Origin of the sequence: Pseudomonas sp. BIGb0278, from assembly GCF_024809895.1 — a bacterium.
GTDB lineage: Bacteria > Pseudomonadota > Gammaproteobacteria > Pseudomonadales > Pseudomonadaceae > Aquipseudomonas > Aquipseudomonas shirazensis.
The window spans coordinates 209,220-225,344 of sequence record NZ_JANUEL010000008.1; the positions used below are offsets into that span (position 1 = coordinate 209,220).

Here is a 16,125-nt window from a genome sequence, read left to right on the forward strand (position 1 = left end):
CCACCGTCACTTGTTGCGGTGGATGTTCGAGAGTTGCTTGTTTGGCTGTGGATTCTTGCGGTAGATCAGCGCTTTTTTGCCGATGGTCTGCACCAGCTCAGCACGGCCAGCCTTGCACAGCCCGGCGATAGCGGCTTTGCGTTCTTCGCGATCTTCCGAGCGAATTTCGACTTTGATCAGCTCATGGTCAGCCAGAGCACGATCCAGTTCGGCGATCACGCCTTCATTAAGACCGTTGCCGGCGACAATCAGGACCGGCTTGAGGTCGTGACCAATAGACTTGTACTGCTTCTTCTGCTCGTTGTTGAGCGGCATAATCTGACCCTTTTCGTCTGATTCTGTAAAATTGGAAGCCATTTTACCCGAGCGCCCGTGGCTGCGCCCAGTCAATCACGAAGCTATTCATCGAGGTGCCCCTTGGTACAGCGTTCCAAAAGCAGCCAGAACTGGCTGACAGAGCATTTCAACGATCCTTTCGTCAAACAGGCGCAGAAGGACGGCTACCGCTCGCGTGCGAGCTACAAACTGCTGGAGATCCAGGAAAAGGACCGTTTGATCCGTCCTGGCATGAGCGTGATCGACCTCGGCGCAGCGCCAGGTGGCTGGTCGCAGGTGACCAGTCGTCTGATTGGTGGCAAGGGCCGCCTGATCGCGTCCGACATTCTCGAGATGGACTCGATCCCGGATGTCACCTTCATTCACGGCGACTTTACCGAGGATTCGGTACTGCAGAGCATTCTTGCCGCGGTAGGTGATTCGCATGTGGACCTTGTGATTTCCGATATGGCCCCCAACATGAGTGGTACGCCTGAGGTAGACATGCCCAAAGCCATGTTCCTCTGCGAATTGGCGCTTGATCTGAGCACCCGGGTGTTGCGCCCAGGCGGAGATTTCGTGATCAAGATCTTCCAGGGTGAAGGTTTTGATGTGTTCCTCAAAGACGTGCGTCGCAAATTCGACAAGGTACAGATGCGCAAGCCGAGCTCGTCCCGAGATCGCTCCCGTGAGCAATACATGGTGGCTAAAGGCTTCAAAGGGGCGTGAGATAGCGGCTTGAGCAGCTGCCGATAGGTAAATCCAATCAGCCGCTGCGTCAGGATCGTCCGAACTTCGTGTAGTCTGGTTTCACAAAGGGTTACAGACGGTGCCTGCGGTTGCGCAGGTAATGTAGTAAGTTAGGGCGATGAATATCATGCGAGGCACGGCTGCGTCGTTGCGCCGGCCTCAGAGGGTAGCTAATTGAACGACATGGCAAAGAATCTGATCCTGTGGTTGATCATCGCTGCCGTCCTTGTGACGGTGATGAACAACTTCTCCAGCCCGAACGAGCCGCAAACCCTCAACTATTCTGACTTCATTCAGCAGGTCAAGGACGGTAAGGTCGAGCGCGTCACCGTCGACGGCGCCATCATTACCGGCAAGCGCTCTGACGGCGACACCTTCAAGACCGTGCGTCCGGCCATCGCCGACAACGGCCTGATCGGTGACCTGGTCAACAACAACGTGGTTGTTGAAGGCAAGCAGCCTGAGCAGCAAAGCATCTGGACTCAACTGCTGGTTGCCAGCTTCCCGATCTTGGTGATCATCGCGGTGTTCATGTTCTTCATGCGCCAGATGCAGGGCGGTGCCGGTGGCAAGGGCGGGCCGATGAGCTTTGGCAAGAGCAAGGCGCGGCTGCTGTCGGAAGATCAGGTCAAAACCACCTTGGCTGACGTCGCCGGTTGCGACGAGGCCAAGGAAGAAGTCGGCGAGCTGGTCGAGTTCCTGCGCGATCCGGGCAAGTTCCAGCGCCTGGGCGGCCGTATCCCGCGTGGCGTGCTGATGGTAGGCCCACCAGGTACCGGTAAAACCCTGCTGGCCAAGGCCATTGCCGGTGAAGCCAAAGTACCGTTCTTCACCATTTCCGGTTCTGACTTTGTCGAAATGTTCGTGGGTGTCGGTGCGAGCCGTGTTCGCGACATGTTCGAGCAAGCTAAAAAACACGCGCCGTGCATCATCTTCATCGACGAAATCGATGCCGTCGGTCGCCACCGTGGCGCCGGCATGGGTGGTGGTCACGACGAGCGTGAGCAGACCCTCAACCAGTTGCTGGTCGAGATGGACGGCTTTGAAGGCAACGATGGCATCATCGTCATTGCTGCAACCAACCGCCCTGACGTGCTTGACCCGGCGCTGCTGCGTCCTGGTCGTTTCGACCGTCAGGTTGTGGTGGGTCTGCCGGACATCCGTGGCCGTGAGCAGATCCTCAAGGTGCACATGCGCAAAGCGCCGATTGGCGACAACGTCAATGCCGGTGTGATCGCCCGTGGTACTCCAGGCTTCTCCGGTGCCGACCTGGCCAACCTGGTCAACGAAGCCGCGCTGTTTGCCGCACGTTCGAGCAAGCGCGTCATCGAGATGAAAGAATTCGAGCTGGCCAAAGACAAGATCATGATGGGCGCCGAGCGCAAAACCATGGTCATGTCCGAGAAAGAGAAGCGCAACACGGCCTTCCACGAAGCCGGTCACGCCATCGTTGGTCGCGTCGTGCCTGAGCATGACCCGGTCTACAAGGTCTCGATCATTCCGCGTGGCCGTGCCCTGGGTGTGACCATGTTCCTCCCTGAGGAAGACCGTTACAGCCTGTCCAAGCGTGCCCTGATCAGCCAGATCTGCTCGCTGTACGGCGGCCGTATCGCCGAGGAGATGACCCTGGGCTTCGATGGCGTCACCACCGGTGCCTCCAACGACATCATGCGTGCCAGCCAGATCGCTCGTAACATGGTTACCAAGTGGGGCCTGTCGGAAAAGCTCGGCCCGCTGATGTACGCCGAAGAAGATGGCGAAGTGTTCCTTGGGCGCAGTGCCGGTGCACAGCAGACCAGCGTTTCCGGCGAAACCGCCAAGCTGATCGACTCTGAAGTGCGCAGCATCATCGACCACTGCTACGCCACGGCCAAGCAGATCCTCACCGATAATCGCGACAAGCTCGACGCCATGGCCGAGGCCTTGATGAAGTACGAAACCATCGATGCCGATCAGATCGACGACATCATGAATGGCCGTACTCCGCGTGAACCTCGTGATTGGGATAACAACGATACCGGTCCATCGGGTACGTCGGCCTCCCAGGATGATCGTCCGGAGTCGCCGATCGGCGGTCCAGCGGCTCAAATCTAAGGTTTATCATGACCTCACAGCTGTACCCGACCCGGTTGCCTTGCGGCAACCGGGTTCTTGATTTGTCGCATACCCATGTCATGGGTATCCTCAATGTCACCCCTGATTCGTTCTCCGATGGCGGTCGCTTCAGCCAGCGCGACGAGGCCCTGCGTCATGCAGAAGCCATGGTCGCCGCCGGCGCAAGCCTGATCGACATCGGTGGCGAGTCGACTCGTCCGGGTGCCCGTGCGGTATCGGTTACCGAAGAGCTCGAGCGCGTTGCGCCCATGGTCGAGGCAATCAGCAGCCGCCTCGATGTGGTGATCTCGGTCGATACCTCAACGCCCGCAGTGATGCGTGAGTCAGCCAGGCTTGGGGCCGGGCTGATCAACGATGTGCGCGCGCTGGAGCGTGATGGGGCACTCGACGCTGCCGCCGCGACCGGCCTGCCGGTGTGTCTGATGCACATGCGCGGCGACCCAGACAACATGCAGAACAACCCGCATTACGACGACGTGACCGTCGACGTGACGCGTTACCTTGAGCAGCGTATGGCCGCCTGTGCCGCGGCTGGAATCAGTGCCGAGCGCCTCGTGCTCGACCCCGGTTTCGGTTTCGCCAAGACGCTGGATCACAACCTCAGCCTGTTCAAGCACATGGAAGCGCTCTATCGCCTGGGGCGGCCGTTACTGGTCGGTGTCTCGCGCAAGAGCATGATCGGCCTGGCCTTGAATCGCCCGGTCGGTGAGCGCTTGTATGGCAGCCTGGCCCTGGCCGCGCTGGCCATGACCAAGGGTGCAAGCATCCTGCGTGTGCATGATGTGGCTGAGACCGTCGACGTGGTGCGCATGATCGCTGCCGTGCAAAACGCCGAATAAGAACATTGGAGTTCCTATGAGCAAAAAATACTTTGGTACCGATGGTATCCGCGGTCGCGTTGGCGTCGCTCCGATTACTCCTGACTTCATGCTCAAGCTTGGCTGGGCGGCCGGCATGGCCTTCCGCAAGCAGGGCGCCTGCCGCGTGCTGGTGGGCAAGGACACGCGGATTTCCGGTTACATGTTCGAGTCTGCGCTGGAGGCCGGGTTGTCTGCGGCCGGCGCCGATGTGATGCTGCTCGGGCCGATGCCGACTCCGGCCATCGCCTACCTGACCCGCACCTTCCACGCCGAGGCGGGGATCGTCATCAGTGCTTCGCACAATCCGCACGACGACAACGGCATCAAGTTCTTCTCCGGCCAGGGCACCAAGCTGCCTGACGAAGTTGAGCTGATGATCGAAGAGCTGCTCGATCAGCCGATGCAGGTAGTCGAGTCGAGCAAGCTGGGCAAGGTTTCGCGCATCAACGACGCTGCCGGTCGGTACATCGAATTCTGCAAGAGCAGCGTGCCCAGCAGCACCAGTTTCGAAGGCCTCAAGCTGGTCATCGACTGCGCCCACGGTGCCACCTACAAGGTCGCGCCAAGCGTGTTCCGTGAGCTGGGGGCGGATGTCACCGTGCTGCATGCCGAGCCGAACGGGCTCAACATCAACCTCAACTGCGGCTCGACGCACATTGAGTCGCTGCAGGCGGCGGTGCTGGTCGGTCATGCCGATCTGGGCATTGCCTTCGATGGTGACGGCGACCGCGTGCTGATGGTCGACCACACCGGGGCCATCGTCGATGGCGACGAGTTGCTGTTCATCATCGCCAGAGACCTGCAGGAGCGTAACAAGCTGCAGGGCGGGGTGGTCGGTACCCTGATGAGCAACCTCGGCCTGGAGCTGGCCCTCAAGGATCTGGACATCCCGTTCGTGCGGGCCAAGGTCGGTGACCGTTACGTGATGGCCGAGCTGACCGAGCGCGACTGGCTGATCGGCGGCGAAAACTCCGGTCACGTGGTGTGCTGCAACCACACCAGCACTGGCGACGCGATCATCGCAGCGCTGCAGGTACTGATGGCGCTCAAGCGCCGCGGCGAGAACCTGGCGCAAACCCGTCAGGCCCTGCGCAAGTGCCCACAGGTGTTGATCAACGTGCGCTTTGCCGCTGGCCAGGCCGACCCACTGGAGCACCCGGCAGTGATCGAAGCCAGTGCCAAGGCGACCGAGGCGATGGCTGGTCGTGGCCGTGTGTTACTGCGCAAGTCCGGCACCGAGCCGCTGGTGCGGGTCATGGTCGAAGGTGACGACGAAAGTCAGGTCCGCGGCCATGCCGAAGCCCTGGCCAAGGTGGTTGCTGAAGTTTGTGCTTGAAAGGCCCTTGCCAGCGCAGATCTGGTTGGGTAAGATCTGCGCCCACTTTGACCGACGAGGTAAAGCATGCGTCGCCCCATGGTAGCTGGTAACTGGAAGATGCATGGTACCCGCGCTAGCGTCGCTGAGCTGACCGAAGGCTTGGGCAATTTGTCCTTGCCAGCCGGTGTCGAAGTTGCGGTATTTCCACCCGCGCTGTTTGTCACTGAGGTGATTAACGGCCTGCAGGGTAAAGGGATTACCGTAGGTGCACAGAATTCTGCTATACAGCCTGAGCAAGGCGCGCTGACCGGCGAAGTTGCACCGAGTCAGTGGGCTGAAGTCGGTTGCAAGTTGGTGTTGATTGGTCACTCGGAGCGTCGTCAGATCATTGGCGAAACAGATGAAGTGCTCAATCGCAAGTTTGCAGCGGCACAGGCTGGTGGTTTAACGCCAGTGCTCTGTGTAGGGGAAACCCTCGAAGAGCGTGAAGCGGGCAAGACGCTTGAAGTTGTTGGGCGTCAACTAAGCAGTATCATCGACGCGTGCGGTGTTAAGGCTTTGGCCAATGCGGTAATTGCTTATGAGCCTGTTTGGGCGATTGGCACAGGTTTGACGGCCACGCCGCAACAAGCTCAGGATGTGCACGCTGCCATCCGCGCTCAATTGCAGGTGCTGGACGCGGAAGTTGCTGATAATATGCGACTTCTCTACGGCGGTAGCGTGAAAGCGGCCAATGCGGCCGAACTGTTCGGCATGCCGGACATCGATGGGGGGCTCATTGGTGGAGCTTCCCTGAACGCAGACGAATTCGGTGCAATTTGTCGCGCCGCAGGACACTGATCAAATGATTGAAACCGTCGTAGTTGTTTTTCATCTGTTGGCTGCGCTGTCGTTGGTAGCGTTGGTCTTGTTGCAACAAGGTAAGGGTGCAGAAGCAGGAGCATCTTTCGGCGCAGGGGCCTCAAACACTGTGTTCGGAAGCCAGGGCTCGGCAACCTTCCTAAGTAAATTCACTGCTGTACTCGCTGCCACTTTCTTTTTAACTGCACTTGGGTTAGGATACTTCGCAAAGGAGAAGGCTCACGAGCTGACTCAAGCAGGTTTGCCAAATCCAGCAGTATTGGAAGTTCAGCAGCCTAAGCCGGCAGTTAATGATGATGTACCGGTGCTCCAGGAACAGAAGAGCAACACTGCCCCAGCGGGTGATGTAGTTCCTCCAACCGAAGAGCAGAAGTAACGGGTTTCAAATTGTAGTATTGCCGAGGTGGTGGAATTGGTAGACACGCAACCTTGAGGTGGTTGTGCCCATAGGGTGTAGGGGTTCGAGTCCCCTTCTCGGTACCAATTGAAGCAAGAGAGCCCGCTTTAGCGGGCTTTCTTGTCGGTGGAAGTCTGATTGACCCCGCCAGGGGTTCAGTCTTATACTTTCGCCCCAGCTTTGTCGCGGGGTGGAGCAGCTTGGTAGCTCGTCGGGCTCATAACCCGAAGGTCGTTGGTTCAAATCCAGCCCCCGCAACCAGTTTTGAGCGGAGCCCCTTTTCAGGGGCTTTTTGCTAGCCGAACAGTTTTGGCGTCGTTGTCCAACGGCGCTTTCAGGGATGGGCGCTTCGCCCATTTTTTATTTGCACAGCATGCACGAGGGGGTTCAGGTGTCGAGCAAGCTAGAACAGTTGCAGGCCTTGTTGGCCCCGGTTGTCGAGGGTCTGGGCTATCAATGCTGGGGGGTGGAATTCATCGCCCAGGGCAAGCATTCGGTCTTGCGTGTCTATATCGACAAGGAAGGCGGCGTGCTGGTGGATGACTGCGCAATTGTCAGTCGTCAGGTCAGCGGCGTTCTCGATGTCGAAGACCCAATCACTTCCGAATATACCCTCGAGGTGTCCTCTCCTGGCATGGAACGCCCACTGTTCACGCTTGAACAGTATGCCTCGCATGCCGGCGAACAAGTGAAGATCAAGCTGCGTTCACCCTTCGAGGGTCGTCGCAACTTCCAGGGCCTTCTCCGCGGCGTGGAGGAACAGGATGTGATCGTCCAGGTCGATGATCAAGAGTTCCTGCTACCGATCGACTCGATCGAAAAGGCCAATATTATTCCCAGTTTTGACTGAGACGTGCCGGGCCCGGTGACTAGACCGGACCCAATGGCTTGCGCAAGGCGAGGCGTACGATGAGCAAAGAAGTACTGCTGGTTGTTGAATCGGTATCCAACGAGAAGGGCGTCCCACCGGGCGTGATCTTCGAAGCGCTGGAAGTGGCTCTGGCCACTGCAACCAAAAAACGTTTTGAAGACGAAGTCGACCTGCGTGTGGAAATCAATCGCCACACCGGTAACTACGAGACCTTCCGTCGCTGGACCGTGGTCGATGAGCAGGATCTTGATGATCCGGCGATCGAAACCTGGCTGGACAAGATCCACGAGACCCACCCTGAAGCCAAGGTTGGTGACGTGATCGAGGAGAAGATCGACTCGATCGAGTTCGGTCGTATCGCCGCTCAGACCGCCAAGCAGGTCATCGTGCAGAAAGTCCGCGAGGCCGAGCGCGCCCAGGTGGTCGACGCTTACCGCGAACGCGTGGGCGAGATCATCTCCGGCACCGTCAAGAAGGTCACCCGCGACAACGTAATCGTCGACCTGGGCAACAATGCTGAAGCATTGCTGGCTCGTGAAGACATCATTCCACGCGAGACCTTCCGTGTCGGTGTGCGCTTGCGCGCACTGTTGAAGGAAATCCGCACCGAGAACCGCGGTCCGCAGCTGATCCTGTCGCGCACTGCGCCACAGATGCTGATCGAACTGTTCACTATCGAAGTGCCGGAAATTGCCGAAGGCCTCATCGAGGTCATGGCCGCTTCCCGTGACCCGGGTTCGCGCGCCAAGATCGCCGTTCGCTCCAAGGACAAGCGCATCGACCCGCAAGGTGCCTGTATCGGCATGCGCGGTTCGCGTGTGCAGGCGGTGTCCGGCGAGTTGGGCGGTGAGCGTGTGGATATCGTCCTTTGGGACGAGAACCCAGCGCAGTTCGTCATCAACGCCATGTCGCCGGCTGAAGTCGCGGCGATCATCGTCGATGAAGATGCCCACGCCATGGACATCGCTGTTGGCGAGGACAACCTGGCCCAGGCCATCGGTCGTGGTGGTCAGAACGTTCGTCTGGCAAGCCAGCTTACCGGCTGGACCCTGAACGTGATGACCGAGAAGGACATCCAGGCCAAGCAGCAAGCCGAGACTGGCGACATCCTGCGCAACTTTGTCGACGAGCTGGAAGTCGATGAAGAACTGGCCCAGGTGCTGGTCGACGAAGGCTTCACCAGCCTGGAAGAAATTGCCTACGTACCGTTGGAAGAAATGCTCAACATCGATGGCTTTGACGAGGATATCGTCAACGAGCTTCGCGCTCGTGCCAAGGACCGCCTGTTGACCAAAGCCATCGCTACCGAGGAAAAACTGGCAGACGCCCATCCGGCCGAAGACCTGCTCTCTCTTGAGGGTATGGACAATGACCTGGCGGTTGAACTGGCGGTGCGCGGCGTGGTTACCCGCGAAGACCTGGCCGAGCAGTCGATTGACGACCTGCTCGACATCGACGGCATCGACCAAGAGCGTGCCGGCAAGTTGATCATGGCCGCCCGAGCCCACTGGTTCGAGTAATTAGGCGCGGCCTGAGGAGAGAAGTGCATGACGCAAGTCACGGTGAAAGAATTGGCCCAAGAGGTCGCTGCACCGGTTGAGCGCCTGCTGCAGCAGATGCGTGAGGCGGGTTTGCCGCACACCGACGCCGGTCAGGTAGTGACCGACAATGAGAAGCAGGCTTTGCTGACTCATCTGAAGAGCAGCCACAAGGCTAAAGCGGAAGAGCCGCGCAAGATTACCTTGCAGCGCAAAACCACTAGCACCCTGCGTGTAGCCGGTAGCAAGAGCATCAGCGTAGAAGTACGCAAGAAGAAAGTTTTCGTTCAGCGCAGCCCGGAAGAAATCCAGGCTGAGCAGGCGCGTGAGCTGGAAGAGCGTCGTGTGGCTGAAAACGCCGCACGCGAAAAAGCCAACATCGATTCGCGTCAGCGTATCGCCGAGCGTGACGCCCCGCAGGGTGCTGTTGCGAGCAAGCCTGAGCCTGTTGCCGCCGCTGCTCCTGCAGCCGCTGCACCGGCCCCGGCAGCTGCGCCGCAAGAGCCTCTGACCGAGGAGGCAGCGGTTCGCGCCGCCGAGCGCAAGAAAGAAGAAGTGCGCCGCACCGAAGACCGTGCCCGCAACGAAGACCGTCGCGGCCGTGGCGAAGCGCCGCGCGTGTCGGTCAAGGTCAAGGTCAAAGAGAAAGAAAAGACCCCGACTCCGCGTGCTGCTCCGCGTACCACCGAAGAAGAAAGCGATGGCTTCCGTCGCGGTGGCCGTGGCAAGGGCAAACTGAAGAAGCGCAATCAGCATGGCTTCCAGAGCCCTACCGGCCCGGTTATCCGTGCCGTGAGCATCGGCGAGACCATCACCGTCTCCGAGCTGGCCAACCAGATGTCCGTCAAAGGCGCTGAAGTGGTCAAGTTCATGTTCAAGATGGGTACTCCGGTCACCATCAACCAGGTCCTCGACCAGGAAACTGCACAGCTGGTAGCTGAAGAGCTGGGCCACAAGGTCACGCTGGTCAGCGACACCGCGCTGGAAGATTCCCTGGCCGAATCGCTGAAGTTCGAAGGTGAAGTCACCTCGCGTGCTCCGGTCGTGACCGTAATGGGCCACGTCGACCACGGTAAAACCTCGCTGCTCGACTACATCCGTCGTGCCAAGGTTGCTGCTGGCGAAGCCGGTGGTATCACCCAGCACATCGGTGCCTACCACGTCGAAACCGACCGTGGCATGGTCACCTTCCTCGACACCCCTGGTCACGCCGCGTTTACTCAGATGCGTGCCCGTGGTGCCAAGGCGACCGACATCGTCATCCTGGTGGTGGCGGCGGACGACGGCGTCATGCCGCAGACCCGTGAAGCTGTTCAGCATGCGAAAGCCGCTGGCGTGCCACTGGTTGTTGCAGTGAACAAGATCGACAAGCCAGGCGCTGACCTCGACCGCATTCGTAACGAACTGTCGGTAGAAGGCGTGACCTCCGAGGACTGGGGTGGCGACACTCCATTCGTCAAGGTTTCGGCGAAGATGGGTACCGGCGTCGATGAACTGCTTGAAGCCGTTCTGTTGCAGGCCGAGATCCTCGAGCTGTCGGCTACCCCAACCGCGCCTGGTCGTGGTGTGGTTGTCGAATCGCGTCTGGACAAGGGCCGCGGCCCGGTCGCTACCATCCTGGTTCAGGACGGTACGCTGCGTCAGGGCGACATGGTCCTGGTCGGCTCCAACTATGGCCGCGTGCGTGCCATGCTTGACGAGAACGGCAAGCCAGTCAAAGAAGCCGGCCCATCGATCCCGGTCGAGATCCTCGGCCTCGATGGCACTCCGGAAGCCGGTGACGAGCTGTCGGTAGTTGGCGACGAGAAGAAAGCCCGCGAAGTTGCCCTGTTCCGTCAAGGCAAATACCGCGAGGTCAAGCTGGCCCGTGCTCACGCCGGCAAGCTGGAAAACATCTTCGAGACCATGGGTCAGGAAGAGAAGAAGACCCTCAACATCGTCCTCAAGACCGATGTTCGTGGCTCCCTGGAAGCACTGCAGGGTTCGCTCGGCGGTCTGGGCAACGACGAGGTGCAGGTCCGTGTGATTGGTGGCGGTGTCGGTGGTATCACCGAGAGCGATGCCAACCTGGCCCTGGCGTCCAACGCGGTGCTGTTCGGCTTCAACGTGCGGGCCGATGCCGGCGCGCGCAAGATCGTCGAGCAGGAAGGTCTGGATATGCGTTACTACAACGTGATCTACGACATCATCGAAGACGTCAAGAAAGCCCTGACCGGCATGCTCGGCAGTGATGTTCGCGAGAACATCCTGGGCGTTGCAGAAGTACGTGATGTGTTCCGTTCGCCGAAGTTCGGCGCCGTCGCTGGCTGTATGGTCATCGAAGGTACCGTGTACCGCAACCGTCCGATCCGCGTTCTGCGCGAAGACGTTGTGATCTTCGAAGGCGAGCTGGAATCGCTGCGTCGCTTCAAGGACGACGCTGCCGAAGTTCGTGCCGGCATGGAGTGCGGTATTGGCGTCAAGAGCTACAACGACGTCAAGGTCGGCGACAAGATCGAAGTCTTCGAGAAAGTCCAGGTGGCTCGTACCCTGTAAGGGTCGAGCTGGCAGATGCCCCGCCCCAGGGCGGTTGGCAACGCCTCTGCAGGTAGCGCCCGGTCAGGCTTCACGCCTGGCCGGGCGTTTGCCGCTTTAAGTTACAGGTAGCAACGAATGGCAAAAGAATACAGCCGTACCCAACGCATTGGCGATCAGATGCAGCGCGAGCTTGCCGAGCTGATCCGCCGTGAAGTGAAAGATCCACGCGTCGGCCTGGTGACCATCACCGCCGTCGACGTCAGCCGCGACGTGGGCCATGCCAAGGTGTTCATCACCGTCATGGGCCAGGAAGAGGAACCTGATGCGGTCAAGCAGTCGGTCAAGGCGTTGAACAACGCTGCGAGCTTCCTGCGTCTGCACCTGGGCCGCTCGATGCAGCTGCGCAGCGTGCCGCAACTGCACTTCCATTACGATGAGAGCGTCAGCCGCGGGGTTCACCTGTCGGCACTGATCGAGCGTGCCGTGGCAGAAGACCGCCAGCACCAGGATCCCGTCGAGCCGGACACCAAGGAGTAATCGGTGGCCCAGGTCAAACGAATCCGCCGCGACGTCAGCGGCATCATCCTGCTCGACAAACCGTTGGGGTTTACCTCCAACGCAGCGTTGCAAAAGGTCCGCTGGTTGCTCAATGCCGAGAAGGCCGGTCATACCGGTAGCCTCGACCCACTGGCCAGTGGCGTGCTGCCGCTGTGCTTTGGCGAAGCGACCAAGTTTTCGCAGTACCTGCTCGATTCCGACAAGGGCTACGAAACCGTCATGCAGATGGGGCAGACCACCACCACGGCAGACGCCGAAGGTGAGGTCCTGCAGACCCGTGAGGTGACCGTTGGTCGCGCCGACATCGAGGCAGCCCTGCCTCAATTTCGCGGCCCGATCAGCCAGATACCGCCGATGTACTCGGCCCTCAAGCGTGATGGCCAGCCATTGTACAAACTGGCCCGTGCGGGAGAGGTAGTGGAGCGCGAGGCGCGTTCTGTTACTATTAACCGCTTGGAGCTGCTCGAGTGCGAAGGCACCCGTGCGCGTCTGACGGTAAATTGCACCAAAGGCACCTATATCCGCACCCTGGTGGAGGATATCGGTGAAGTGTTGGGCTGTGGCGCTTATGTTGCCGAGCTGCGTCGGACCCAGGCTGGGCCCTTCGAGCTGGCACAGACAGTGACGCTCGAAGAGCTCGAGCAAGCCCACGCCGACGGTGGCAACGAAGCGCTCGATCGCTTCCTGATGCCGTCCGACAGCGGTCTGCTCGACTGGCCTGTGGTGCAGTTGTCAGAGCACAGCTCGTTCTACTGGCTGCATGGCCAGGCAGTACGTGCACCGGATGCGCCGCAATTCGGCATGGTCCGGGTGCAGGATCACAATGGTCGCTTCATCGGTATCGGTGAAGTGAGCGAAGACGGGCGCGTTGCGCCACGTCGCTTGATTCGGTCGGAATGACCGATACTTGCGTTGCCGGCATGAGCCGACAGCGCAAGACACGAGGGTGGCTGTCAGTAGGCACGGTCACAGCTCTTTTATTAATACAGGGTTCGTCCCTGGCCTATTGGACCCCGCTTGCGGGATCCGTTTAACTGGAGATGCCAAATGGCCCTCAGCGTTGAAGAAAAAGCACAAATCGTTACCGACTACCAGCAAGCCGTCGGCGACACCGGTAGCCCAGAAGTGCAGGTTGCACTGCTGACTGCCAACATCAACAAACTGCAAGGTCACTTCAAGATCAACGGTAAAGACCACCACTCGCGTCGTGGCCTGATCCGTATGGTTAACCAGCGTCGTAAGCTGCTGGACTACCTGAAGGGCAAAGACACCACCCGTTACAGCACCCTGATCGGTCGTCTGGGCCTGCGTCGCTAATAGCGGCCTGGCTAGTGGTGGGCGTGGCGGGTCGCAAGCTTTGGCAGCGCTGCTTCAGCGTTGCCGACGGGCTCGTCATGCGTATCTTCGAGGTTGGCAGCCTGGTCTTGCCGAGCGGTTTATCCGCCCGGCAACCAGGCTCCCAGCCTCGAGTTGTATCTGGACGGTCAATGGGGCCGATTCCCCGTTCTGCCCAAGAATTCGCAAGAAACCAGTTCCCCCAGAGCCATTGAAAAGGTAGGAAACCGTGAACCCGGTAATCAAGAAATTCCAGTTCGGTCAATCGACCGTTACCCTCGAAACGGGCCGCATTGCCCGTCAGGCCACCGGCGCAGTCCTGGTCACCGTCGATAACGATGTCACCGTGCTGGTGACCGTGGTCGGTGCCAAGCACGCAGACCCAAGCAAAGGCTTCTTCCCGCTGTCCGTGCACTACCAGGAAAAAACCTACGCCGCTGGCAAGATCCCTGGTGGTTTCTTCAAGCGTGAAGGCCGTCCTTCCGAGAAAGAGACGCTGACCTCGCGCCTGATCGACCGTCCGATCCGTCCGCTGTTCCCAGAAGGCTTCATGAACGAAGTGCAGGTTGTCTGCACCGTCGTGTCGACCAGCAAGAAAACCGATCCGGACATCGCTGCGATGATCGGTACTTCGGCTGCCCTGGCAATCTCCGGCATCCCGTTCGAAGGCCCGATCGGCGCCGCCCGTGTTGCCTTCCATGAAAGCACCGGCTACCTGCTGAACCCAACCTACGAGCAACTGGCTGCCTCGAGCCTCGACATGGTCGTAGCCGGTACCGACAGCGCTGTGCTGATGGTTGAATCGGAAGCCAAAGAGCTGACCGAAGACCAGATGCTGGGCGCCGTACTGTTCGCCCACGACGAATTCCAGTCGGTCATCCAGGCTGTCAAAGAGCTGGCTGCCGAAGCTGCCAAGCCGACCTGGGACTGGAAACCAGCCGTTGCCAACACCGAGTTGTTCAACGCCATCCGCGCTGAATTCGGCGAAGGCATCTCGCAGGGCTACACCATCACCGTCAAGGCCGACCGCTATGCGCGTCTGGGCGAGCTGCGTGATCAGGCGATCGCCAAGTTCTCCGGTGAAGAAGGCCAGCCTTCGGCTTCCGTGGTCAAAGAAATCTTTGGCGAAATCGAATACCGCACCGTGCGCGAAAACATCGTCAACGGCAAGCCACGTATCGACGGTCGCGACACCAAGACTGTACGCCCGCTGAACATCGAAGTCGGCGTTCTGCCGAAGACCCACGGTTCGGCACTGTTCACCCGTGGCGAAACCCAGGCCCTGGTCGTTGCGACCCTGGGTACTGCGCGTGATGCACAGCTGCTCGACACCCTCGAAGGCGAGAAGAAAGACCCGTTCATGCTGCACTACAACTTCCCACCGTTCTCGGTAGGTGAGTGTGGTCGTATGGGTGGTGCTGGCCGTCGCGAAATCGGTCACGGCCGTCTGGCCCGTCGTTCGGTTCAGGCCATGCTGCCTGCTGCTGACGTGTTCCCGTACACCATCCGTGTAGTATCGGAAATCACCGAGTCGAACGGTTCGAGCTCGATGGCGTCGGTTTGCGGTGCTTCCCTGGCCCTGATGGACGCTGGTGTGCCAATGAAGGCGCCAGTTGCCGGTATCGCCATGGGCCTGGTCAAGGAAGGCGACAAGTTCGCCATCCTCACCGACATCCTCGGTGACGAAGACCACCTCGGCGACATGGACTTCAAGGTAGCCGGTACCGCCAAAGGTGTTACCGCGCTGCAGATGGACATCAAGATCAACGGCATCACCGAAGAGATCATGGAAATCGCCCTGGGCCAGGCCCTGGAAGCGCGCCTGAACATCCTCGGCCAGATGAACCAGATCATTGGTACTTCGCGTACCGAGCTGTCGGCCAACGCGCCGACCATGATCGCCATGAAGATCGACACCGACAAGATCCGTGACGTTATCGGTAAAGGCGGCGCGACCATCCGTGGTATCTGTGAAGAGACCAAGGCTTCGATCGATATCGAAGACGACGGCTCGATCAAGATCTTCGGCGAAACCAAAGAAGCCGCTGAAGCAGCTCGCCAGCGCGTCCTGGGTATCACTGCCGAGGCCGAGATCGGCAAGATCTACGTCGGCAAGGTTGAACGCATCGTCGACTTCGGCGCATTCGTCAACATCCTGCCTGGCAAAGACGGCCTGGTGCACATCTCGATGCTCAGCAATGAGCGCGTAGAGAAGGTCACCGACGTGCTGAAAGAAGGCGAAGAGGTTGAAGTACTGGTACTGGACGTGGACAACCGCGGCCGTATCAAGCTGTCGATCAAAGACGTTGCGGCAGCCAAGGCTTCCGGCGTTTAAGCCAGCTGTAGTGGTATGAAATAAACCCTTCGGGGTTGCGCTGATGTTCAGCGCATAGGGGCCGCTGTGCGGCCCATTGCGATCTTGGGTCGCGATGGGTCACACAGCGGCCCTTTTTATTTGTCAAACACTGCCCCGTGTAGGAGCGGCCTTGTGTCGCGAAAGGGCTGCGTAGCGGCCCTACAATTTAGGCAACGCCGCAGAATTGCCGGGGGCGCTGCGCACCCCTTTCGCGACACAAGGGCGCTCCTACATTTTCCGCGCCCATTTCGAGATAGCGAAAACTCTGGGGTACATGCATCTTGCATGCAGGATTTTGCTCCGGCTTGCAAAATGCACGAGAGAGTGGATTTCA

14 protein-coding genes and 2 tRNA genes are annotated in these 16,125 nt (G+C 59.5%); 15 read left to right on the forward strand and 1 reads right to left on the reverse strand.

Annotated features, from left to right (window positions below; all coding sequences use genetic code 11):
• Positions 1-6 precede the first annotated feature (6 nt).
• Entirely contained in the window at positions 7-315 is a 309-nt protein-coding gene (yhbY, locus tag M2396_RS22735) for a ribosome assembly RNA-binding protein YhbY (RefSeq protein WP_101322163.1), read from the reverse strand.
• 102 nt (positions 316-417) lie between these two features.
• Between yhbY and rlmE the strand changes: the two genes are divergently transcribed.
• From rlmE to pnp, 15 genes are all read left to right on the forward strand, one after another.
• Positions 418-1,044, forward strand: a complete 627-nt coding sequence (gene rlmE, locus M2396_RS22740) for a 23S rRNA (uridine(2552)-2'-O)-methyltransferase RlmE (protein WP_101322162.1) — start codon at positions 418-420, stop codon at positions 1,042-1,044.
• Positions 1,045-1,248: 204 nt separating this feature from the next.
• Complete coding sequence (gene ftsH, locus M2396_RS22745) at positions 1,249-3,159, forward strand: ATP-dependent zinc metalloprotease FtsH (protein WP_150572261.1); 1,911 nt, start codon at positions 1,249-1,251, stop codon at positions 3,157-3,159.
• A gap of 8 nt (positions 3,160-3,167) precedes the next feature.
• Complete coding sequence (gene folP, locus M2396_RS22750) at positions 3,168-4,019, forward strand: dihydropteroate synthase (RefSeq protein ID WP_259078866.1); 852 nt, start codon at positions 3,168-3,170, stop codon at positions 4,017-4,019.
• A gap of 16 nt (positions 4,020-4,035) precedes the next feature.
• The gene (gene glmM, locus M2396_RS22755; RefSeq protein ID WP_101322159.1) at positions 4,036-5,376 is read left to right on the forward strand and encodes a phosphoglucosamine mutase; all 1,341 of its coding nucleotides are present in this window, start codon (positions 4,036-4,038) and stop codon (positions 5,374-5,376) included.
• Positions 5,377-5,442: 66 nt separating this feature from the next.
• Positions 5,443-6,198: a triose-phosphate isomerase gene (tpiA, locus tag M2396_RS22760; protein WP_101322158.1), complete on the forward strand. Its 756-nt coding sequence runs from the start codon at positions 5,443-5,445 to the stop codon at positions 6,196-6,198.
• A gap of 4 nt (positions 6,199-6,202) precedes the next feature.
• Positions 6,203-6,595: a preprotein translocase subunit SecG gene (secG, locus tag M2396_RS22765; protein WP_101322157.1), complete on the forward strand. Its 393-nt coding sequence runs from the start codon at positions 6,203-6,205 to the stop codon at positions 6,593-6,595.
• Between the two features lie 21 nt (positions 6,596-6,616).
• Positions 6,617-6,702 (forward strand) — tRNA-Leu (locus tag M2396_RS22770).
• Between the two features lie 98 nt (positions 6,703-6,800).
• Positions 6,801-6,877: transfer RNA gene (locus M2396_RS22775), tRNA-Met, on the forward strand.
• A 130-nt stretch (positions 6,878-7,007) separates the two neighbouring features.
• Positions 7,008-7,466 (forward strand): ribosome maturation factor RimP, encoded by a 459-nt coding sequence (gene rimP, locus M2396_RS22780; RefSeq protein WP_150571338.1) that lies wholly within the window; start codon positions 7,008-7,010, stop codon positions 7,464-7,466.
• A 59-nt stretch (positions 7,467-7,525) separates the two neighbouring features.
• Entirely contained in the window at positions 7,526-9,007 is a 1,482-nt protein-coding gene (nusA, locus tag M2396_RS22785; protein WP_101322156.1) for a transcription termination factor NusA, read from the forward strand.
• Between the two features lie 27 nt (positions 9,008-9,034).
• The gene (infB, locus tag M2396_RS22790) at positions 9,035-11,560 is read left to right on the forward strand and encodes a translation initiation factor IF-2 (RefSeq protein WP_101322155.1); all 2,526 of its coding nucleotides are present in this window, start codon (positions 9,035-9,037) and stop codon (positions 11,558-11,560) included.
• A 117-nt stretch (positions 11,561-11,677) separates the two neighbouring features.
• Positions 11,678-12,079 (forward strand): 30S ribosome-binding factor RbfA, encoded by a 402-nt coding sequence (gene rbfA, locus M2396_RS22795; protein ID WP_101322154.1) that lies wholly within the window; start codon positions 11,678-11,680, stop codon positions 12,077-12,079.
• Positions 12,080-12,082: 3 nt separating this feature from the next.
• Positions 12,083-13,000 (forward strand): tRNA pseudouridine(55) synthase TruB, encoded by a 918-nt coding sequence (gene truB, locus M2396_RS22800; protein ID WP_101322153.1) that lies wholly within the window; start codon positions 12,083-12,085, stop codon positions 12,998-13,000.
• Between the two features lie 147 nt (positions 13,001-13,147).
• Positions 13,148-13,417, forward strand: a complete 270-nt coding sequence (rpsO, locus tag M2396_RS22805) for a 30S ribosomal protein S15 (RefSeq protein ID WP_101322152.1) — start codon at positions 13,148-13,150, stop codon at positions 13,415-13,417.
• A 247-nt stretch (positions 13,418-13,664) separates the two neighbouring features.
• The gene (pnp, locus tag M2396_RS22810) at positions 13,665-15,770 is read left to right on the forward strand and encodes a polyribonucleotide nucleotidyltransferase (protein WP_101322151.1); all 2,106 of its coding nucleotides are present in this window, start codon (positions 13,665-13,667) and stop codon (positions 15,768-15,770) included.
• Positions 15,771-16,125: the final 355 nt, after the last annotated feature.

Excerpts from the sequence above, each read along its gene's own strand:
- yhbY (WP_101322163.1), bottom strand. The coding sequence starts at position 315 with ATGCCGCTCAACAACGAGCAGAAGAAGCAGTACAAGTCTATTGGTCAC.
- ftsH (WP_150572261.1), top strand. The coding sequence starts at position 1,249 with ATGGCAAAGAATCTGATCCTGTGGTTGATCATCGCTGCCGTCCTTGTG.
- folP (WP_259078866.1), top strand. The coding sequence starts at position 3,168 with ATGACCTCACAGCTGTACCCGACCCGGTTGCCTTGCGGCAACCGGGTT.
- glmM (WP_101322159.1), top strand. The coding sequence starts at position 4,036 with ATGAGCAAAAAATACTTTGGTACCGATGGTATCCGCGGTCGCGTTGGC.
- tpiA (WP_101322158.1), top strand. The coding sequence starts at position 5,443 with ATGCGTCGCCCCATGGTAGCTGGTAACTGGAAGATGCATGGTACCCGC.
- secG (WP_101322157.1), top strand. The coding sequence starts at position 6,203 with ATGATTGAAACCGTCGTAGTTGTTTTTCATCTGTTGGCTGCGCTGTCG.
- nusA (WP_101322156.1), top strand. The coding sequence starts at position 7,526 with ATGAGCAAAGAAGTACTGCTGGTTGTTGAATCGGTATCCAACGAGAAG.
- infB (WP_101322155.1), top strand. The coding sequence starts at position 9,035 with ATGACGCAAGTCACGGTGAAAGAATTGGCCCAAGAGGTCGCTGCACCG.
- rbfA (WP_101322154.1), top strand. The coding sequence starts at position 11,678 with ATGGCAAAAGAATACAGCCGTACCCAACGCATTGGCGATCAGATGCAG.
- rpsO (WP_101322152.1), top strand. The coding sequence starts at position 13,148 with ATGGCCCTCAGCGTTGAAGAAAAAGCACAAATCGTTACCGACTACCAG.